Source organism: Rickettsia gravesii BWI-1 (assembly GCF_000485845.1).
Lineage (GTDB): Bacteria > Pseudomonadota > Alphaproteobacteria > Rickettsiales > Rickettsiaceae > Rickettsia > Rickettsia rickettsii.
In genome coordinates this window covers 41,422-61,152 of sequence record NZ_AWXL01000006.1, presented here as the reverse complement: position 1 = coordinate 61,152, position 19,731 = coordinate 41,422, and the positions used below count along the sequence as shown (strand labels likewise).

Here is a 19,731-nt window from a genome sequence, read left to right as displayed (position 1 = left end):
TTGTTTATTGTCTGTTATCCCGCGATCAAGTCGCGGAATAACACTAAACCACGATAATATATAACAAAATCGAAATTTATAACAGGAAAAAATAATGCGAGCTGAAATAGAAAATTATGTAAGAAAAATTGAGCAGTCTTTAGAACTACTTTGGAGGTCACTTTGACGTTGAAGCATCAACTGAAAGACTGAACGCGTTAGAAGAGTTAACAGCCGATCCTAGTTTATGGAATGATCAGGCTAATGCTCAAAAATTACTGCGAGAAAAAAGTAATCTAGAAGAAAAACTAAACGCTTTTAATAAACTCAAATCCAATTTCAAAGATGCTTTAGAACTTGAAGAAATGGCTGAAGCCGAAAACGATTTAGAAACACTTTCACAAATTGAACAAGACTTAAAAAATTTAAGCATCATTGCTGCCAAATTTGAAACGGAATGTTTGTTTTCAGGTAAAGCAGACGGTAATAATTGCTTTTTAGAGATTAATGCTGGAGCCGGGGGAACTGAAAGCCATGACTGGGCGTCTATTATGATGCGTATGTATTTGCGTTTTGCCGAAAGACTCGGCTTTAAAACCGAAATAATCAATATGATTAACGGCGAAGAGGCAGGCATTAAATCATGCACGATTAGGATAATAGGAAAGTGTGCTTACGGCTGGTTTAAGACCGAAGCTGGCGTTCACAGATTAGTGCGTATTTCTCCGTTTAATGCAGCCGGTAAAAGAATGACTAGCTTTGCAAGTAGCTGGGTATATCCCGAAATTGATGACAATATAGCAATTACTATTGAGGATAAAGATTTAAGAATCGATACTTTTAGAGCATCGGGAGCCGGCGGGCAGCACGTTAATACTACCGATTCAGCTGTACGTATCACTCATATACCGACCGGTACGGTAACACAATGCCAAAGCGATAGATCGCAGCATAAAAATAAAGCTCAAGCTATGAAAATGCTTCAAGCCAAACTCTATGAGCTTGAAATGCAAAAACGTACCGATAGCGTTAACGAGCAGAATGCCGCTAAAACCGATAATAGCTGGGGACATCAAATTAGATCATATGTTTTGCAACCTTATCAACTGGTAAAAGATTTACGTACCGATTATGAAACTTCCGATACTAAAAGAGTGCTTGACGGTGACCTTGAAGAATTTGTTTCCGCAAACCTTGCTATGAATGCAGGTGGTAAGAAGTAGTGAAAATCAATGAGCAATACTTTAAGTAATGAAGCATATACTGATTTAATTAAAAATTTAAAACAAGAAATTAGCAAAGCTCGTATTAGAGCCCATTTAGCAGTAAATAAAGAATTGATAGTTCTTTATTGGAATATAGGAAAATTAATTTTAGAACTTCAGAATAAAGCAAAATGGGGATCAAAAGTTATTCAAAATATTTCTGATGATTTGCGTAAAGCATTTCCTGAAATGAAAGGATTATCATATCAAAACCTTTCTTATATGCGTCAGTTTTTTGCAAAATATAATAATGACCAAATTCTCCAACAGACGGTTGGAGAAATCCCATGGAGTCATAATATTATTATTTTTTCAAAACTAAAAAATATAAATCAAAGAATTTGGTATGCACAACAAACTATCGAAAATGGTTGGTCAAGAAATGTATTATCTTTGCAAATTAAAAGTAATTTACATGAAAGGTCAGCGAAAGGTATAAATAACTTTTCCAATACTTTACCTGAGCTACAGTCTGATTTAGCAAGGTCGATTATAAAAGACCCGTATAACTTAGAATTTTTAGATATTCAAGGTAAAATAATAGAACAAGATTTAGAAAATAAATTGATAGATAATATTAAAAACTTTTTATTAGAGTTAGGACAAGGTTTTGCATTTGTTGGCAATCAGTATCATATAGAACTTGAGGGAGAAGATTATTATTTGGATTTAGTTTTTTATCACATAAAACTCAAATGCTATGTTGTTATTGAATTAAAAACCGGCAAGTTTAAGCCGGAATATGCCGGTAAACTAAATTTTTATCTTAATTTAATGGATCGCACAATTAAAGATAATTCGGATAATCCTACAATTGGGTTAATTTTGTGCGAAGAAAAACAAGGTATTACTTACGCTATAGAAGGCATCCAAAGGAGTATCACAATTTAAGCTTACAGCAACATTACCTAAAAAGCTTGAAAAATTCCTGCCTACCCCTCAAGATCTAGCAAAGCTAAAAAGCGAATAAATTACTAAAAGTTATTTTTCTTGATATCATGGTCAAGCTTTGGTATGACTTTTTCATATTTCAACCTTATTATCTTTATCGCAACATGAAAAACTAGAAAAACTTTACTACTGCTATTTCTATATTTATTATAGCTATAGCCTCAGTTCTAGGATTTCAGAGTTATCAAAAATTTACTCAAGATAAACATTTTGAGCAGGTAATAACCAATCTAAATAATCTAGAGTTTGATCCTGCTAATGAAAAAATCCGCAAGACATTCTTATACCAAAATACCTATCAATTCCGATACTCAAAATACAGGGGCTGCAGATAAAGAGGACGGATATAATAGGATGAGGCTTGGCATAGAGATTGCAAGAGAAGTAGCAGCTAAAAAACTTGATAAGCAAATATCTAGCCTAACATATGAAGAATTGAAAAAATACGGACCGATGATTTTGTTTAACGGCGGAGCGTATGATAATAAATTACTACAAGAAGCGCTTGATAAAAATATTATTACCGATTATCCAAAAGAAAATTTTTATATTTTTACGCTGCCGGAATACCAAACCAATACCGGCGGACAATTTAAAACTCTATATAAAGAGCATGCAAACGGTTAAGTAACGCCAAAATTGCTATTGTTACTCATGCTTATCATTTTCCTCGTATTAATCGATATTTTGATAACAAACCGAATTTTGACTTCTTCTTTATTCATAACACTAAACCTATAATTTTCTTAGTCGATCGAAAATTTGAAACCATAGGAGTAGATAATGAACTAAAGCAGGAGCTAATAAAATTACCTAACTATATAGAGAAAGGTTTTGTTTCAGAAAAATTAAATGCTAATATTTAGCAATGCTTGATTAATCAATTACTATCTCTCTTGCTTCTTGTTCTTTAATCTCAATACGAGGTAGAATAATAGTAAGTATTCCATTCTTAAGGCTTGAAGAGATATTTGCCTGATCTACATCTTCATATAATGATATTACATAATTAAAATTTTTATTCATATAATTATCTGAATCATCAGCTTTACTTTTTTCTTCTATATTCCCTGTAATAAATAATTTATTACCGTTTACTTTAACCTTAATTTGACTTTTATCAAAGCCAGGTACTTCCATAACAATAATATACTGCTTATCTTTAGTAATAAAATTACTTTTTATGCTATTAGATTCATAAAGTGGCAATCTATTTTTAAATAAATTATCAATATTTGTAATTTGATTATCTATTAAATCTGCTACCTGACGCAGTGGCGTTGCATTACCGGAATCATAATTCTTATTAGCTATTGCAATATTACTAGATAAAATCATAGCTGCTATAGATGGAATATATAATCTTACGCTCTTTAACATAAAACCACCATTAATTTTGTTAGTTATATATTTAAATATATAAAATTATCTATTTAAAATTCAAGTCTTACATTTCCATAATTTGCTGAAAGTACGCTGCCCAAAATAAAAACTAATAATCTCTGCAAAAATAGTTTGATCTTCTATGCTCCATAATATATCTAGATATTCAACTAGCAGAGCAGCACTTTTTAACGATTTATATTGAACATATTTAACTCCTCCATACATTGCAAAAAAGCTATAGGCAAACACGGGTCTTACCGAACCATTTAAAGCATCAACCCAACTAACACCTGATTTATAAGTGGAGTAAAGAGAATATTGCTCTGCCATTTCTTGTAATATGGTAAGCTCTGTAAAAGTTTTAGACTGATTAAGTTTGTTATTAGCAATTTGACGGTCTAAAATATTTATCTTGTGTTTTTTGTCGTTAATATCTTTATATATTTTCAAAATTTCAGGAATTATTGAATTAATAAATCCTGTTATCGCCGCAAGTAAAGTAATCATAAAGACCTATATATATAAATTTTAGGATAAGTATAGCAAAGATAAGTCATTATACTAAGAAAGAGGCAAAAAGGGGCAGCATGGACTGATTATTTATGTCATTTCTGCAAAAGCAGGAATCCAGTTTTTTAATCTAATTATATACTAAATTTTTATATAGTTTGCTGTATTTTTATCATTTTTTACTGGATTCCTGCTTTCGCAGAAATGACACCGAACATGTTTAATGATCCATGCAACAACGCCAATAATAGGAAAACTGATCCACTCAACAATTACTTTAAATTAGACCAAATACGGTTTTTTGCAACATAGAAAAAGATAGTAAATACCGCTAAAAACATCATAACTTTAAGACCCATAGATTTACGATGTTCCATTTCCGGCTCAGCTGCCCATTGTAGAAATACCACAACGTCTTGCGACATCTGCTCTACACTTGCGTTAGTACCGTCCATATAGGTTACCTGCCCGTCTGTAAGCGGCGGCGGCATGGCTATTTGCTCGCCAGGGAAATAGGGATTATAATGAGTTCCCTGCATCAGCTTCAAATCTGCCGGCGGTTCGGTATAGCCGGTAAGTAGCGAATATATATAATTAGCTCCGTCATGACGTGCTTTTATTATCAATGATAAATCAGGAGGATGGGCACCGTTATTAGCTACTCTTGCTGCTTGCTCATTAGGGTAAGGAGGTACAAAACGATCAGAGGGAAGAGCGGGGCGGTCAAACATCTCACCGTCATCATTAGGTCCGTCTTTTATCGTATAGCCTTTGGCAATCTCTTTTATCTCGTCATCTGAAAAGCCGATATCTTTAAGATTACGGTAATATAAATTGTTTAAACCGTGGCAAACACTACAAACTTCTTTATAGACCTGAAAACCTCTTTGTGCTGCTTCACGATTAACTGTACCAAATACGCCGTCAAACGACCATTTCATCTTTTTTGGATGTAATACTTCTTCGTTGGCTAAACTTAAGCACGAAGTTAGGAGTATGATGATAGAGATAAGTAGTTTTGTTTTCATAAATTTTTTTGAGTCGTCATTGCGAGGAAAAATTGAAAATGTTGACGAAGCAATCTCAGGAGTTTATTATTATTTTATAAGATTGTCGTGTTGAGATTTTGTCTTTCCTTGCAATGATGTTTTGATTACAGAATAATTTCATTATACAAATCATCCCAATTTATATTTGTTTGTTCTATTAATTTAATTTTTTTGTCTCTTAAACCGGCTTTAATTTGTTTTTCTCTATTTATTGCTGAATTCATAGTTTGATGAATCTCATAAAATACTAAAATTTTGCAATTATACTTTTTACTAAACCCCTTAATTGTATCATTTTTGTGTTGATATATTCTTTTTATTAAATTAAAAGTAACACCAGTATAGAGTATACCATTTGTCTTGTTAGTTACTATATATACTATTGGTTACTTCATAAATTTACAAAAAACGTCATTGCGAGCAGCCATAAGCTACACGGCAATCTCATAAAATAACAATAAACTCTTAAGATTGCTTCGTCAATTGCTATGCAATTTCCTTGCAATGACATCTCTTCACAATGACTTCACTCTTACAACTCCTCCGGCAATGGCAGCGGTTTTTCATATTTACCTATCAGCGGCAGAACTACTAAGAAATGAAAAAAGTAATAACAAGCAGCAAAACGGCTAATGGTAATATACGGCTCTTCTGCAGGCTGCCCGCCTAAATAACCAAGCAATAAACAATCTGCCATAAATATCCAAAAAGCAACTCGGCATATCGGTCTATAATTGCTACTTCTCACTTTTGAAGTATCAAGCCAAGGTAGTAAGAATAACACAAATATACTTCCGAACATTAATAGCACCCCACCGAGCTTAGACGGCACGGCTCTAAGTATTGCATAAAACGGCAGAAAATACCATTCAGGGACAATGTGGGCAGGCGTAACTAACGGATTTGCCGGAATGTAATTATCGGGATGTCCTAAATAATTAGGTTCGTAAAAAATAAAATAGGCAAATATTATGAAATAAATTCCGAAACCGACAAAATCCTTTACGGTATAATAAGGGTGGAACGGAATAGTATCTTTAGGGCTTTTAACATCTATACCTTTTGGGTTATTTGAACCATGCTGATGCAAGGCCACTAAATGCAGCATCACTAAAGCAACAATAATAAACGGCAATAAATAATGCAGTGAGAAGAACCTATTTAATGTCGGGTTATCAACAGAAAAACCACCCCATAACCACGTAACTATGGATTCCCCTATTAACGGAATAGCGGAAAATAAATTAGTAATAACCGTTGCTCCCCAGTAGCTCATCTGCCCCCAAGGAAGCACGTAACCCATGAAAGCAGTAGCCATCATGGTTAGAAAAATGATGATACCGATATGCCAAAGCAGTTCTCTAGGTGTTTTATAAGAGCCGTAATATAAACCTCTTGCTATGTGTAAGTATACGGCAGCAAAAAACATCGATGCACCTACCGCATGAGTATAACGCAATAACCAACCGTAATTCACGTTACGCATGATTCGCTCCACACTATCGAAAGCATGATCAACATGAGGAGTATAGTGCATAGCAAGTATGACGCCGGTGATTATCTGAATCACTAACGCAATACCGGCAATAGAGCCTAAATTCCACAAATAGCTAAGATTTTTTGGAGTTTGATAATGACTAAAATGCTTTAGGAACGCAAAAATAGGAAGACGATAATCTATCCATTCTATAATAGCATTAGGCTTTTTAGGGGTAATATCTTCATTCATAAATAATTACCCGATTCTAATTTTTTTGTCGCTAATAAAAGTGTAAGGCGGCACAGCTAAATTTAAAGGAGCAGGACCTCTTCTAACTCTACCTGAAGAATCATATTGTGAACCATGGCACGGACAGAACCATCCATTATATTCACCTTGATTAGCAAGCGGCACACAACCTAAATGCGTGCAGATCCCGATCGTCACCAGCCAATTATCGTGCCCTGCTTTCACACGTGCTTCATCTGCTTCAGGATCAATCAGCTCTGACATTTTAACGGCTCTTGCTTCAGCTATTTTGTCAGGCGTACGGTTAGTGATAAAAACCGGTTTACCTTGCCATTTAACCGTAACTGTTTGACCTACCGCAATATTTGATAAATCAACCTCAATTGATGATAAAGCTAGCACGTCCGCAGAAGGGTTTAAAGAATCAACGAGAGGCCAAAGCGTACATGCTGCTCCAACTGCTGCAACACTACTAGCCGTTAGAACCATAAAATCACGACGTGTTGTTTGTTTGTTTTTATTATCTTCAGTATCCGACATATAATATTAAAGTGACATAAATTAACGATTATTATTACTACCGCTTGGGGTATTATTAAGATTATTTGGATTTTCTAGTTCTTCATAAGGATTTATTATAGGACGTTCAACGTCTGCAACACTATCTGCTTGTTTTGGCGTAAGCTTATTTATTTCATCTTCTAACACTTTTGCTCCTGTCCCTTCTTCATGCTTATATTCGCCAGGATCACTCAAGCAATTCCAAAAATTAACTAAATGATTCCAATTAGGACCAAGTTTTGTAGTACAATTTTGCGCAACTGCTTTAGTTGTATCTAATATCTCGACCGTAGTTTCAGTAAAATAATCTATAAACCCAATTTTTTTTAAGCCCAATACTGTATAATATAAAGTAATTAAGGAAGCAACTGCTATAATTAAATACCATTTAGTGATAATAGACCACAGAAAAAATCCCATAGGATTTGCTGCCATTAACCTTCGTAAAGCCTGCCACATATATTTTGCTCAAAAAAATTAATAATATTCATATTATTTTATATCACTACATTAGTAAAAATAAAGCAAAATCACGTAATATTATAAATATTTTTAATTAAACAGGAACTCAAGAAGAATGAAATCGGTAAAAATACTAAATTAATCCCTATCATAATAAAAATTAATTGTAAGTGATTATCTTGTAATATTAAACCTGTCATTATAATATTCGGAATTAATAACGGCATGATAAACGTACCGACAAAGTTAGCATTCTTCTTAAAATAACATTGCACACTACCGGATAACACTACTAAACTACTTGATAACACTAATATCATCCATACACTAATAAAGAAAAATATTATCTCAAGCAAAGTTTGATCAAAAAAAACATAAATAATGGGTAAAACAAAAACCAGCCCTATCGTACTGCTGATAAATATAGCAAAAAATTTAGCCAATATAATTTTTTCATGACTAACAATTGATAATAATAACTCTAAGCTTCCGTCTTCCAAATCAGATTTAAATATAACCGAAGAAAAACCGATTAATGAAATTAATAAACAAATTACCGAAAAAATTAAACCGAATTTGTTAATATCCCTTTCACTGTTAATTAAAACAGTACTAATTATGCAAAATAAAAAAAATATAACTAAATATTTAATTATATTATTAATGCGATTCTGCACTATCAATTCACGCTTAATTAGTACAAATAGACTACTCATAATTATTAAATACGTTGTAAATTAAATACATAATAGCTGCAACAGTTAAACCTATACCAATTTCAACAATAACTATCGCAATATGCTGAGCAAGTAGCTTATCATTGATAAAATTTGTTAGTGAATAATAATTTAAATAATTATCGTTAAAAAAGAGTGATATTGTTCCTACAATTGCATATATTGCTACACCTAAAACCGCAATACAAACTAGCACGTTAGGAGGAAAATATCGGCTTAATTTTCGATTACCGTAAACTAAATCATAAGCAATAAGGCTAGATGCAAATATAACACCTGCTTGAAACCCACCACCCGGCGAAGACTCACCGTTAAACTGAATATATATACTATATAAAATTATATAAGGTATTATAAAACTAGTAATATATTTTATTATTGGATTTGTCATCCCATGGCTTGACCACGGGATCTTGTATCGCCTGCTGTGTCCTGAGATACCGCGATCAAGTCGCGGTATGACATCATCAAACTTTCTTGAAAAAATCAACAACACGGCAATTCCTGCAATTAAAATTACGCTAGTTTCACCTAAAGTATCATATCCACGATAACTTGCAAGAATAGCCGCAACAAAAGAAGGTACACCTATATCTCTAGAGGTATTTTCGATATAATATTTACTTGAATGCATATGAATAGGAGCATTATCATCACCGTAATTCGGTAATTCTAGCCCCACATAAGCAAGAGTTACTACAAACAATAAACATATTAAACTTGCTGGAATAATATTAGTTCTCTCAATATTCTTTAAATCCGAAGGTAATTTACGCAACAAACTCAAATATACGCATGTTGATAAGCAAGCTCCAAGTGCTGCCTCGGTCATTGCGACATCAGGAGCATCCATAATAAGATAGGATACGCCAATTAATAAGCTAAATACAGAAGCAGCAATCACTGCATTTAGTAAATCTTTAGCAAAAATTATTTTTATCGAGATTAAGATCAATAAAAAAGCAATTAAGTTAAGTAGGTAATTGCCGAGATCAAAATTTAAAGCTGTCTTTACTGTCATATGGTTGTTAAAATTTAACGTCATTGCGAGGAGAAACGTAATTTCGACGTGGCAATCTTATCAAGCATCCTGAAATTGCTTCGTCAATTACTTCGTAATTTTCCTCGCAATGACGGCACTATCAGCTCTAATTTTCATAAATAAAGATGCTTTACCAAGTGCATGAGTTGCTACCGGATTTAGTATAAAAACCAATAAAGCCGCTAAAATTAATTTAACAGAGTTCACAATATCTGCTTCAATGCACGCAAAACCTATTAAGCAAATAGGCACGCCGAAACTCTCAATAACACTTGCTGCATGTAATTTAGTATAAAAATCAGGAAATCTAAAAAAACCGATTATTCCTGAAAATATAGCAAACAATCCAATAATTACTAATAAAATTCCTATATAGTATAGTGTCATTGTGTTTATCCTTTTTTCGTCATTGCGAGGAAATTATACAATAATTGACGAAGCAATCTCATGCAAAAGTCCTGAGATTGCCACACGAACTAAAGTTCACTAGCAATGACGTTTTTACTCACCTTGAGCCAAGCTATAACCTGCAACCCCATCAAATTCAAATAGATTCTCTACTTTGATAAAATCGATATTTGCTGTGCTTAAAGCTTCAAGCAATCTTGTTATATCTAAATGCTTTATTCCTGTGCCGTCTTTATTCATAAAACGACAACACCAATGATCGGAAATAGTTTCAAACCTTGTATCACGAGGCCACAGCTTTAATCCTTTTGACGAGATTGTTTTTAACTCAAAATTACCAAGATCAAGTTTATTAATTTTATCTGCTATATCGTGAGCGGAAGATACATTCATATTCACAAATATATCCGTACCGACCAATTGCTTAACTTCTTTAGTATCAATTTTATAATCTATATTGCTTTCTTGCTTCTCAGCAATTAAGGGATAATCCGCTTTAGGTAGCTTTATCGGTAATTGTCCTAATCTTTTCGTTACTTCTTCGGCAAATTCTTTTGTACCGACTTTTTTACTAGAACTCTGCTCGTTATATATATCGGCTGTATGAACGCCATCCTCTATAGTTTTTTTCCAAGCATTTTCGATTAATGTAGCGATATCACCCTGCCCTATATGTACTAGCATCATTATTGCAGCATTTAAAAGCCCTGACGGATTTGCGATATCTTTACCGGCAATATCGGGAGCACTTCCATGTACCGCTTCAAACATCGCATAATGCTGCCCAATATTTGCAGAACCTGCAAGACCTACCGAGCCTGAAATCTCAGCAGCTACGTCAGATATGATATCACCGTATAAATTAGAAGTTACGATAACGTCAAATATTTCCGGTTTGGTAGCAAGCCTTGCCGTCCCGATATCGATAATATAATGCGCGTTATTAATTTGCGGGTATTCTTTTGCAATCTCATTAAATACTTTATGCAAAACCCCATCGGAAAATTTCATAATATTATCTTTGCTTAAACACGTGACTTTTTTACGGTTATTTTTTACTGCATATTCAAAAGCATATCTAATAATCTTCTCACATCCTGTATGACTTATCAACTTCATTGACTCATACATATTATGCGTTTGGCGGTATTCTATACCTGCGTATAAATCTTCCTCATTCTCACGTATAATAGTTAGGTTCAAATTTGGATGTAATGTTCTAGTAAAAGGATGAAACGAAACTGAAGGACGAATATTAGCAAAAAGCTGTAATGTTTTACGAATCGTGACATTTAAACTTTTATATCCTCCACCTTGCGGAGTAGTAATTGGGGCTTTAAGTATAATACCGGTGCGTTGTATTGATTCCCAGCTTTTCTCGCTTATACCTGAAGTATAATGCTTCTTGTAAAGCTTTTCACCTACTTCAATGGTTTCTAAACGAATACGAGCCTCAGCTTTACGTAATATATAAAGCACTGCCTCCATTATTTCAGGACCTATACCGTCCCCGTATGCAATTGTAATTGGTGTAAATTCTGCCATATTAAATACTCTCTTATTTATGTCATTCCCGCGTAAGCGGGAATGATACACAAAAATCCATACAACACTATCAATAGTTTATTGTTACTTCTTTTAATCTCTCATTCAACATAAAAGTCACTTCGGAAGTTATATTCAAATTATTTTTGGCATATAAGACTTGAGCACTTGGAATTACCAAATTAAGGTTATATTTCTCGGCAAGTTCACTAATTATTGTAATAGTTGTTTCATGGACTCTACTCATAGCCTCAGCGTGGGCTTGTTCAAGCTTTGTTTTCTTAATCTGAATTTCTTTTCTAACGTGGCTAACTTTTGCATTAAATTCGTTTACTTTATGCTCAAATTCGGTTTCACTTAAATGAGAACGCTCATTTAGCAGCTTCTCTTCCAGCGGTTTAAATTCTGCTTCTTTTGCAGCAATATCCTCTTGAATTTTATGATTAAGCTTTTCGATTTTATTACGCAAATCTTTTATAGCGATCGAACCTTCCAATATGGATTGTACATCAGCAACAGCTACTCTAACTTTAAAATTATCTTCTTTAATTGGCACATTTTGTGCCTCCGTAATCGTTGAGAAATTTATTATGAATATGCATAAACATAATATTCGGTATATCATCCTTGATCCTTTTAGATTAAACAGTGTCGGCTAAGATTGTCATCCCGTGGCTTGACCACGGGATCTTGTGTCACAGTCAGTATCCTGAGATCCCGCGACCAAGTCGCGGGATGACATTCAAGATGACTAGATTCCCGCCTACGCGGGAATGACACTGGAGCAACACCCTTATTAATCTAAGAATAAATAACATCAAGCAATTTGTCTATAATTAAAAACTTAACCTTTACCTAACATTGGCACATTCCTGCCTCCCTATGGTGTATATTCGCCATCCGAATAATAATCACTAGAAATAGGTTCAAACACAATAGCTTTTATTGCTTCAGGACTTAAATAGGTACTCTCTTCATCACTAAGCAAAGGTTCAGTAGCCGGTTCTTCTAACTCAACATAAATTTCATGCTGTTCATTAAATTCATATAAAAAATTAAAAGCTTCATGAATATGCTCTGTTCCTTTGTTCTTAACCAAAACTGCTGTAATACCATAGTCTTTTGCAGCATTGACATATTTAATATCATCATCCATGAAAAATACGTTTTTTTTATTTCGGTATTATTAATTATTTCTCTTATATATTCTTTTTTAGTACAATTTTGTATTTTTTCAAAATTATTAGAAGGTAAAGCTGATTTTATATAAATTCATCTTCCTTTCCTAGTAACCTTTCTAATGCATATTTTACAGCATGAGGATAATCATTAAATGATGCTATAGCTATTTTATGACCGGATAATATAATATTCTTAAAAAGGCGTGCTATTTGCTCTTCATTTTTCCAACCTAAATTTTCATTATCTAGGAATTTCTCCATCAGCTCTATAGAAAATTTTTGCTCAAGCCTAACTTTTTCTTGCTCTCATTCTTCATAGGAGCTAAAAAAGCAATTTTGTATATTACGTGCTATTAAACCTCCTAACCTCTCTCCGATATAATTATGCGAATGTCCAACTAAAGTATTGTCACAATCAAATATAAATAAAGCTGTATTATCGTTCATTAATTTCTCTTATTTTAAAGTTTAAAAATTCTTAGTAATTTTTATTCTGCAATTAAATCAATTTCTTTTTCAAGAACTTATATTCCAATTTTTGGTATTTTAGTGTATAATACGAAAAACTATTGTAAACTTGTGAGAATTTTTAAAGATGACATCTATTCGTAATATAGCAATTATTGCCCACGTTGATCATGGAAAAACTACGCTTGTTGATAACATGCTTAAACAAAGCGGAACATTTAGAGCTAACCAAGCAGTTGCTGAGCGTGCTATGGACTCTAACGATCTTGAGCGTGAGCGTGGAATCACGATACTTGCCAAATGCACTGCTCTTATGTGGAACGATATCCGTATCAATATAGTTGATACGCCAGGACACGCCGATTTTGGCGGTGAAGTAGAACGCATCCTTAGCATGGTTGACGGTGTAGTGCTACTTGTCGATGCATCGGAAGGACCAATGCCGCAAACAAAATTCGTGCTTTCTAAAGCGTTAAATCTCAGCTTAAAACCTATTGTCGTTATTAATAAAATCGATAGAGATGACCAAAGAATTAAAGAAGTTATCGATGAAGTATTTGAGCTATTTGTGGCACTTGAAGCAAACAACGATCAGCTTGACTTCCCTATAGTTTATGCATCAGGTAGAGCAGGTAGAGCATCTTTAACCTTTGATGATAAAATTAATCCTTTAGACAATTTAGCAGATGATTTAGCACCGCTTTTCGACCTTATAGTACAGCATGTACCAAAACCCTTAGCCGATGACAAAGCACCGTTTTCTATGCTTGTTACTACTAGAGAATATAATTCTTTCTTCGGTAGGGTTTTAACAGGTCGTGTACAAAGCGGCACTGTTAAAATTAACCAAAACGTAAAAGTATTAAATCGTGAGAATAAAGTACTTGAAACCGGACGTATCACTAAAATATTAGCCTTTAGAGGCTTAGAGCGAATCGCTATAAATGATGCTACAGCCGGCGATATTATTGCCATAGCAGGCGTTGAAAACGCCAACGTTGCCGATACTATCTGCTCCCCTGAGGTAACCGAGGCCGTACCGTCTCTACCTATCGATCCGCCGACTTTATCCATGACTTTTAGCGTTAATGACTCACCGCTTGCAGGAAGCGAAGGGACAAAAGTTACGTCGAGCTTAATTGGAGCTAGGTTAATGCGTGAGCTTGAAAGTAACGTTGCCTTAAAAGTTACTGAAGCTACCGAGAAAAATGCTTTCCAAGTTGCAGGGCGTGGTGAGTTACAACTTGGTATCTTAATTGAAACTATGCGTCGTGAAGGGTTTGAGCTATCTATCAGCAGACCCGAAGTATTATTCCAAATTGACGAGAAAGGTAATAAGCAAGAACCAATGGAAGAAATCCAAGTTGACGTTGATGATGATTATGTTGGAGTAGTCGTAAAATCTTTAGCACTGAGAAAAGCCGAAATGACTGATATGAGGCCGTCAGGCGGCGGTAAAAGCCGTGTTACGTTTATCGGACCGTCTAGAGGGTTAATCGGCTATCACAGCCAGTTTTTAACCGAAACACGAGGCACAGGGATTATGAATCGTATTTTCCACGGATACGCTGATTATAAAGGAAATATCGAGGGAAGACGTAACGGCGTACTTATCTCTAACGGTGACGGGGCAGCGGTCGCATATGCTCTATGGAATCTAGAAGAAAGGGGGAAAATGTTTATAAACCCTAGTGACAAAGTATATAGAGGTATGATTATCGGCAAACATAATCGTGATAATGATTTAGAGGTAAACCCACTAAAAGCGAAACAACTGAGCAACGTTAGAGCGGCAGGTAAAGACGAAGCCATAAGGCTAACTCCACCAATGCTTTTAACGTTAGAGCAGGCAATCAGCTATATACAAGATGACGAGCGAGTTGAAGTAACACCGAAATCTATTCGTTTACGTAAAGCTCTACTTGACCCTAACGACCGTAAAAGAGCTGCAAAGTAGGTATGCCTAAAAAAAGTTGACATCGTTATTGCGAGGAAAAACTGTAAGTTTTGACGAAGCAATCTCTGGAATCTTGCTTTATGAGATTGCCACGCTCCTTTCAGTTGCTCGCAATGATGAAAAAACTAAGCTAATACATTAAATACTATAATAACAAACCTTTTTAACGGCTTCTATTACATCGCTCTCACTCGGCAGAGCTAGTGTTTCTAAATTAACAGCATAAGGAAGGGGAAGATCTTTGCCGCTTACAATCTCTATCGGAGCATCTAAATAATCAAATGCTTCTTTCATAACAATAGAAGCTATACTTGCACCAACACCTGCAAAAAACCACCCTTCTTCCACTACAACTAAACAATTAGTTTTTTTCACTGATTCTATTATTGTCTCAGTATCAAGCGGTTTAATAGTGCGAAGATCAATAACCTCGCAATCAATATTATCATTCTGCAAAACATTTGCAGCATCTAAGGCAAGTTTTACTTGAATCGAGAAAGTTACTATAGTGACACTACTACCCTCTCTTAAAATTTTTGCCTGACCAAAGGATATAGGCTCGATTGTTTCCGGCACGTCAAAACTATGACCGTATAAAATTTCATTTTCTAAAAAAACAACGGGATTATCGTCCCTAATAGCTGTAAGCATAAGTCCTTTATGATCTTCTGCACTATAAGGAGCTACTACTTTTAATCCCGGAATGTGGGAATAGCAAGCTGTATAATTTTGGCTATGTTGTGCAGCTACTCTACTTGCTACTCCGTTTGGTCCTCTAAATACTATAGGACATTTGACCTGCCCACCTGACATGTAATGCGTTTTTGCAGCTGAATTAACTATGTGATCGAATGCTTGCATAGCAAAGTTAAAGGTCATAAACTCCACGATCGGGCGAAGTCCTGCAAAAGCTGCTCCGACTGCAAGCCCTGCAAAACCATATTCCGTTATCGGTGTATCAATGACCCTCTTAGGACCAAATCGCTCTAGTAATCCTTGAGTTACCTTGTAAGCTCCTTGATATTCTGCAACTTCCTCACCTATGACAAAAACCTTGTCGTCTCTTATCATCTCTTCTTGCATTGCATCACACAACGCTTCACGTACCGTTATTTGCATTTTTCTTTTTTATTTGATTAAATTAAACGTTATTGCAAGGAGGCTTGCCTGCGTGAACGTCATTGCGAGCAGCCGTAGGCTGCGTGGCAATCTCATGAAATAATAACAAATTCCTGAGATTGCTTCGTCAAAACTTACAGTTTTTCCTTGCAATGACACCTTAACAGTACACCTGTGTATACAACTCCCCTTCATCAGGTAGCGGTGAATTTTCTGAGAATTCTACTGCTTCTTTCACAATTTCTTTTACCGACTGTTCTATTGCTTTTAAATCCGCCTCGGTTACATATTTATTGTCGAGTATCGTTTTTCTTATTATTACCAACGGATCACGCTCTTTATATTGCTCAACTTCTTCTTTACTGCGATATTTTGCCGGGTCGGACATCGAATGCCCACGATAACGATAAGTTTTTACCTCTAATATCAGCGGAAAGCTATTTTCTCTCACATACTCGGCTGCTTGCTTAGAGCCGTCATACATTTCTTCAAAATCCATACCGTCTAGCTGAAATCCTTTAATCCCAAACGATGCCCCTTTCTTATATAAATCACGCATAAAGGTAGAACGTGCTACAGACGTCCCCATCGAATATTCGTTATTTTCAATAATATAAACTACCGGCAAACCCCATAAAGCAGCCATATTAAAAGCTTCATATACCTGACCTTGATTAACGGCACCGTCACCTAAAAAAGTAAAACAGATATTATGCGTATCGTTATATTTTTCAGCAAACGCAAGCCCTGTGCCTATCGGTACTTGAGCCCCTACTATACCGTGTCCACCGTAAAATTTGTTTGGTACATCAAATAAATGCATCGAGCCACCCTTACCTTTCGAGCAACCTGTAGCACGCCCCATAAGCTCGGCCAGAACATACTTAGGCTCAGTTCCTGCTAAAATAATATGAGCATGGTCACGATAGCTAGTAATAGTGCTATCACCTTTTTGTTTAACCATATCTACTGCAGAAATTACTGCTTCTTGCCCTATATATAAATGACAAAAACCACCGATTTCTCCCATTCCGTATAACTGACCGCATTTTTCTTCAAAACGACGCAGTAGGAGCATATCTTTAAAGCTTTTTATATATTCTTCCTTTGTCGGCTTATATTTTCCTAACTTAATATCCACTAATTACTCCTTAAGACTATTGTCACCCCGTGACTTGACCACGGGATCCAGTCTTTTTTTTTATTTTGAACTGGACCCCGTGGTCAAGTCACGGGGTGACATCTGTAAATTAAAAGTCACAAAATATGGTACATGATCCGAAGGGGGAAACCAATCACGTACTTCTGGTAGTAAATGCATAGAAAATAATGCACCTTTTAAATTATCGCTAACCCAAATATGATCAAGCCTTCTACCTCTGTTAGATTTTTTCCAATCTATATTTCTATAACTCCACCAAGTATAAAATTTTTCGTCAAGCGATACGAAATGTCTGCTACTATCAATAAAACCTAACGCATTTTGTAGCTCTACCAATAACGAGCGTTCAATATCGGTATGGCTGATAACATTTCGCAACTGCTTACTAGACCATACATCATGTTCATGCGGAGCAATGTTCAAGTCCCCGACAATAATCATTTTATCGTTTTTAGTACGGTTAGTCGTTAACCATTCCTGCATTAACCTTACATATTCGAGCTTATGCTTAAATTTTGCATTTACCTCGATATCAGGTATATCACCGCCGGCAGGAACATAAAAATTATGTATTTCTATATCATTAACTATAGCTGCTATATGCCTTTTATCACTATTATATAACTCCAATGAAAAAACATTATTCAAAGGAAATTTTGAAATAATAGCAACACCGTTATATGATTTCTGCCCTGAATATATTACATATTCATAGCCTATATTTTTAATAACTTCAAGAGGAAATAATGAGTCAGCTACCTTTGTTTCTTGAAGTAAAATAATATCCGGCTGATGTTCATATGCTAATTTTCTTAATAAATCGATCCGTAGACGCAATGAATTAATATTCCAAGTAACTATCTTCATTAGACTTGTTGTATAACCTCCTTCTAAAGGTAATTTGTATGTCAATCCGGTACTCGCATCCTCACGTACTAAGTGTACACTGCGGTGCTGCGTTCCGTGTTTCTTTCAAATTCCTCTTTATAAGATAGGTTATACAACAAGTCTATTTAATTTTTTATAGCTGCCCCTATTATTGCATCTCTAAAATAAACTATTCCAAGTTGATTTAAAGGATTTTTCATGTCAATTTTATCTTTTTCTTCTTCAGGAATTTTCATCATAGTATTACTGAGTATAGCAAAATAAAGATTATCAGGCAAAACATATCCTGCTTCACTTTGTATTCCAAGGGATTTTCCCGTATAATGAATCATTAAACGCTTAGAATCAAGATCAGTAAGAAAAATACCGTAACCCGTATAAGACTTACGCCCTTCTATATCTTTTGCTAAAAAATATTTAGTAGTCATGAGTTTATACGACTTCTTAGAAAGAATTTTCTCCTCATTTAATGCCCTATACCATCTAATAAGATCAACCGGTGTTGATATTATACCACCGTCAGCACAAGGAACTGCTAAAAAATCAGCAGTTACAGGAGTAAATATAGGTTTATTACTATTATTAGGCGTTAAAAAATATCTTACCGGATAATTAGAACTAATAACGTTTTTTTGGATTCTAGCAGCTTCACTATATGAAGCAAAACTAGTAGATTTCATATTAAGCGGTTTAAAAAATTCATCATAAAAAAAGTTAGCTAAATCTTTTTTAGCCACCTTTTCTATAATCATACCGAGTATAACAAAATTAGTATTACTATATTTAAATTTTTTCCCTATAGATATTTCTAAAGGCTTAGAAGAAACAAATTGTAATATTTTCTTGTAAATCTCTTTCTTAGACATATTTAAATCAAGTTTAACAAAACTAAAATATTCAGCAATACCGCTACTATGCGTTAATAAATTATGGATAGATATTTTATATGCCCAATCCGGCACTTTTCCACCCCACATTTCTGGATCAAGATATTTATAAATTTTATCGTTAATATTTAATAATGCCTGTTCTTGTAATTTTAAGATTCCCGCTGCTGTAAAAGGCTTTGTAGCAGAAGCAATAGGCATCATTTCATTTGCTTTTAATTGTTCACCATTTAAAGCAAAAATTCCTTTAGCACCGGTTAATAAAGGTTTATAATCATCGGCAAACATAAAAACGGCATTTAAAAATCTATTACTTATATATTCTTTTTCTGCTTCATTGATTCTTTGCTGTATATCTGCAAAACAATCAATACAATTAGTAATAAAAAAAAGCAGCAATAAAAAATATCTACGAATCATAACTGCAACACTCCACAAACTTATC

General features: G+C 34.5%; 20 protein-coding genes and 4 pseudogenes. 5 read left to right on the top strand and 19 right to left on the bottom strand.

The window, feature by feature from the left end; genetic code table 11:
* Positions 1 to 94: 94 nt before the first annotated feature.
* From prfB to RGRA_RS12085, 4 genes and pseudogenes are all read left to right on the top strand, one after another.
* A protein-coding gene (gene prfB / locus RGRA_RS0102525; protein ID WP_157668012.1) for a peptide chain release factor 2 occupies positions 95 to 1,202 on the top strand; the annotation gives its coding sequence in 2 pieces (ribosomal slippage) (positions 95 to 163 and positions 165 to 1,202; 1,107 coding nt in all).
* A gap of 9 nt (positions 1,203 to 1,211) precedes the next feature.
* Positions 1,212 to 1,607, top strand: a pseudogene (locus tag RGRA_RS14250) (DUF1016 N-terminal domain-containing protein); the annotation flags it as partial.
* A gap of 30 nt (positions 1,608 to 1,637) precedes the next feature.
* Positions 1,638 to 2,214, top strand: a pseudogene (locus RGRA_RS14245) (PDDEXK nuclease domain-containing protein).
* A gap of 239 nt (positions 2,215 to 2,453) precedes the next feature.
* Positions 2,454 to 2,822: a hypothetical protein gene (locus tag RGRA_RS12085; RefSeq protein WP_162146307.1), complete on the top strand. Its 369-nt coding sequence runs from the start codon at positions 2,454 to 2,456 to the stop codon at positions 2,820 to 2,822.
* A 249-nt stretch (positions 2,823 to 3,071) separates the two neighbouring features.
* Here the strand turns inward: RGRA_RS12085 and RGRA_RS0102505 are convergent, their stop codons facing one another.
* The 14 genes and pseudogenes from RGRA_RS0102505 to RGRA_RS13165 all read right to left on the bottom strand — a co-directional run.
* The gene (locus tag RGRA_RS0102505; RefSeq protein WP_017443219.1) at positions 3,072 to 3,575 is read right to left on the bottom strand and encodes an Hsp20/alpha crystallin family protein; all 504 of its coding nucleotides are present in this window, start codon (positions 3,573 to 3,575) and stop codon (positions 3,072 to 3,074) included.
* A gap of 60 nt (positions 3,576 to 3,635) precedes the next feature.
* The gene (locus RGRA_RS08475; protein WP_017443218.1) at positions 3,636 to 4,088 is read right to left on the bottom strand and encodes a hypothetical protein; all 453 of its coding nucleotides are present in this window, start codon (positions 4,086 to 4,088) and stop codon (positions 3,636 to 3,638) included.
* A 275-nt stretch (positions 4,089 to 4,363) separates the two neighbouring features.
* On the bottom strand, positions 4,364 to 5,119 hold the full coding sequence (locus tag RGRA_RS0102490) for a cytochrome c1 (protein WP_017443217.1): 756 nt from the start codon (positions 5,117 to 5,119) through the stop codon (positions 4,364 to 4,366).
* Positions 5,120 to 5,244: 125 nt separating this feature from the next.
* A complete protein-coding gene (locus RGRA_RS14060) occupies positions 5,245 to 5,514 on the bottom strand; it encodes a GIY-YIG nuclease family protein (protein WP_269077345.1) in 270 nt (89 codons plus the stop codon).
* A 158-nt stretch (positions 5,515 to 5,672) separates the two neighbouring features.
* Complete coding sequence (locus tag RGRA_RS0102480; protein ID WP_017443216.1) at positions 5,673 to 6,869, bottom strand: cytochrome b; 1,197 nt, start codon at positions 6,867 to 6,869, stop codon at positions 5,673 to 5,675.
* Positions 6,870 to 6,875: 6 nt separating this feature from the next.
* The gene (petA, locus tag RGRA_RS0102475) at positions 6,876 to 7,409 is read right to left on the bottom strand and encodes a ubiquinol-cytochrome c reductase iron-sulfur subunit (RefSeq protein WP_017443215.1); all 534 of its coding nucleotides are present in this window, start codon (positions 7,407 to 7,409) and stop codon (positions 6,876 to 6,878) included.
* Between the two features lie 21 nt (positions 7,410 to 7,430).
* Positions 7,431 to 7,889: a DUF2670 domain-containing protein gene (locus RGRA_RS0102470; RefSeq protein WP_017443214.1), complete on the bottom strand. Its 459-nt coding sequence runs from the start codon at positions 7,887 to 7,889 to the stop codon at positions 7,431 to 7,433.
* A 71-nt stretch (positions 7,890 to 7,960) separates the two neighbouring features.
* A complete protein-coding gene (locus tag RGRA_RS0102465; RefSeq protein WP_017443213.1) occupies positions 7,961 to 8,608 on the bottom strand; it encodes a heme exporter protein CcmB in 648 nt (215 codons plus the stop codon).
* Complete coding sequence (locus RGRA_RS0102460) at positions 8,601 to 9,674, bottom strand: DUF4040 domain-containing protein (RefSeq protein WP_017443212.1); 1,074 nt, start codon at positions 9,672 to 9,674, stop codon at positions 8,601 to 8,603. Before RGRA_RS0102460 ends, RGRA_RS0102465 begins: the two co-directional genes overlap by 8 nt.
* Positions 9,675 to 9,737: 63 nt before the next feature.
* Entirely contained in the window at positions 9,738 to 10,058 is a 321-nt protein-coding gene (locus tag RGRA_RS0102455; protein WP_017443211.1) for a Na+/H+ antiporter subunit G, read from the bottom strand.
* Positions 10,059 to 10,172: 114 nt separating this feature from the next.
* Positions 10,173 to 11,624, bottom strand: a complete 1,452-nt coding sequence (locus RGRA_RS0102450) for an NADP-dependent isocitrate dehydrogenase (RefSeq protein ID WP_017443210.1) — start codon at positions 11,622 to 11,624, stop codon at positions 10,173 to 10,175.
* A 70-nt stretch (positions 11,625 to 11,694) separates the two neighbouring features.
* Positions 11,695 to 12,249, bottom strand: coding sequence for an OmpH family outer membrane protein (locus tag RGRA_RS0102445; protein WP_017443209.1), 555 nt, complete (start codon positions 12,247 to 12,249; stop codon positions 11,695 to 11,697).
* A 255-nt stretch (positions 12,250 to 12,504) separates the two neighbouring features.
* Entirely contained in the window at positions 12,505 to 12,780 is a 276-nt protein-coding gene (locus RGRA_RS13170) for a hypothetical protein (RefSeq protein WP_017443208.1), read from the bottom strand.
* 247 nt (positions 12,781 to 13,027) lie between these two features.
* A pseudogene (locus tag RGRA_RS13165) lies at positions 13,028 to 13,252 on the bottom strand (hypothetical protein); the annotation flags it as partial.
* A gap of 148 nt (positions 13,253 to 13,400) precedes the next feature.
* Between RGRA_RS13165 and typA the strand changes: the two are divergent.
* The gene (gene typA / locus RGRA_RS0102425) at positions 13,401 to 15,230 is read left to right on the top strand and encodes a translational GTPase TypA (protein WP_017443205.1); all 1,830 of its coding nucleotides are present in this window, start codon (positions 13,401 to 13,403) and stop codon (positions 15,228 to 15,230) included.
* A gap of 138 nt (positions 15,231 to 15,368) precedes the next feature.
* On the opposite strand, the gene RGRA_RS0102420 is transcribed toward typA, so the two are convergent.
* The 5 genes and pseudogenes from RGRA_RS0102420 to RGRA_RS0102405 form a co-directional block, all read right to left on the bottom strand.
* The gene (locus RGRA_RS0102420) at positions 15,369 to 16,349 is read right to left on the bottom strand and encodes a pyruvate dehydrogenase complex E1 component subunit beta (RefSeq protein WP_017443203.1); all 981 of its coding nucleotides are present in this window, start codon (positions 16,347 to 16,349) and stop codon (positions 15,369 to 15,371) included.
* Between the two features lie 160 nt (positions 16,350 to 16,509).
* Positions 16,510 to 17,490, bottom strand: a complete 981-nt coding sequence (gene pdhA, locus RGRA_RS0102415) for a pyruvate dehydrogenase (acetyl-transferring) E1 component subunit alpha (protein ID WP_017443201.1) — start codon at positions 17,488 to 17,490, stop codon at positions 16,510 to 16,512.
* A gap of 60 nt (positions 17,491 to 17,550) precedes the next feature.
* Positions 17,551 to 18,378 carry an exodeoxyribonuclease III gene (gene xth / locus RGRA_RS0102410; protein WP_024547248.1) on the bottom strand — a complete coding sequence of 276 codons (828 nt, stop codon included), beginning with the start codon at positions 18,376 to 18,378 and terminating at the stop codon, positions 17,551 to 17,553.
* Positions 18,379 to 18,390: 12 nt separating this feature from the next.
* Positions 18,391 to 18,524, bottom strand: a pseudogene (locus RGRA_RS12485) (palindromic element RPE1 domain-containing protein); the annotation flags it as partial.
* The gene (locus RGRA_RS0102405; RefSeq protein WP_017443199.1) at positions 18,525 to 19,706 is read right to left on the bottom strand and encodes a serine hydrolase domain-containing protein; all 1,182 of its coding nucleotides are present in this window, start codon (positions 19,704 to 19,706) and stop codon (positions 18,525 to 18,527) included.
* Positions 19,707 to 19,731: the final 25 nt, after the last annotated feature.

Coding starts and splice junctions, on each gene's coding strand:
- RGRA_RS0102490 (WP_017443217.1), bottom strand. CDS start 5,119: ATGAAAACAAAACTACTTATCTCTATCATCATACTCCTAACTTCGTGC.
- petA (WP_017443215.1), bottom strand. CDS start 7,409: ATGTCGGATACTGAAGATAATAAAAACAAACAAACAACACGTCGTGAT.
- RGRA_RS0102470 (WP_017443214.1), bottom strand. CDS start 7,889: ATGTGGCAGGCTTTACGAAGGTTAATGGCAGCAAATCCTATGGGATTT.
- RGRA_RS0102505 (WP_017443219.1), bottom strand. CDS start 3,575: ATGTTAAAGAGCGTAAGATTATATATTCCATCTATAGCAGCTATGATT.
- RGRA_RS0102420 (WP_017443203.1), bottom strand. CDS start 16,349: ATGCAAATAACGGTACGTGAAGCGTTGTGTGATGCAATGCAAGAAGAG.
- RGRA_RS0102450 (WP_017443210.1), bottom strand. CDS start 11,624: ATGGCAGAATTTACACCAATTACAATTGCATACGGGGACGGTATAGGT.
- RGRA_RS0102405 (WP_017443199.1), bottom strand. CDS start 19,706: ATGATTCGTAGATATTTTTTATTGCTGCTTTTTTTTATTACTAATTGT.
- xth (WP_024547248.1), bottom strand. CDS start 18,378: ATGAAGATAGTTACTTGGAATATTAATTCATTGCGTCTACGGATCGAT.
- RGRA_RS0102465 (WP_017443213.1), bottom strand. CDS start 8,608: ATGAGTAGTCTATTTGTACTAATTAAGCGTGAATTGATAGTGCAGAAT.
- typA (WP_017443205.1), top strand. CDS start 13,401: ATGACATCTATTCGTAATATAGCAATTATTGCCCACGTTGATCATGGA.
- RGRA_RS0102460 (WP_017443212.1), bottom strand. CDS start 9,674: ATGACGTTAAATTTTAACAACCATATGACAGTAAAGACAGCTTTAAAT.
- RGRA_RS0102445 (WP_017443209.1), bottom strand. CDS start 12,249: ATGATATACCGAATATTATGTTTATGCATATTCATAATAAATTTCTCA.
- RGRA_RS0102480 (WP_017443216.1), bottom strand. CDS start 6,869: ATGAATGAAGATATTACCCCTAAAAAGCCTAATGCTATTATAGAATGG.
- RGRA_RS13170 (WP_017443208.1), bottom strand. CDS start 12,780: ATGGATGATGATATTAAATATGTCAATGCTGCAAAAGACTATGGTATT.
- RGRA_RS12085 (WP_162146307.1), top strand. CDS start 2,454: ATGAAAAAATCCGCAAGACATTCTTATACCAAAATACCTATCAATTCC.
- RGRA_RS08475 (WP_017443218.1), bottom strand. CDS start 4,088: ATGATTACTTTACTTGCGGCGATAACAGGATTTATTAATTCAATAATT.
- RGRA_RS0102455 (WP_017443211.1), bottom strand. CDS start 10,058: ATGACACTATACTATATAGGAATTTTATTAGTAATTATTGGATTGTTT.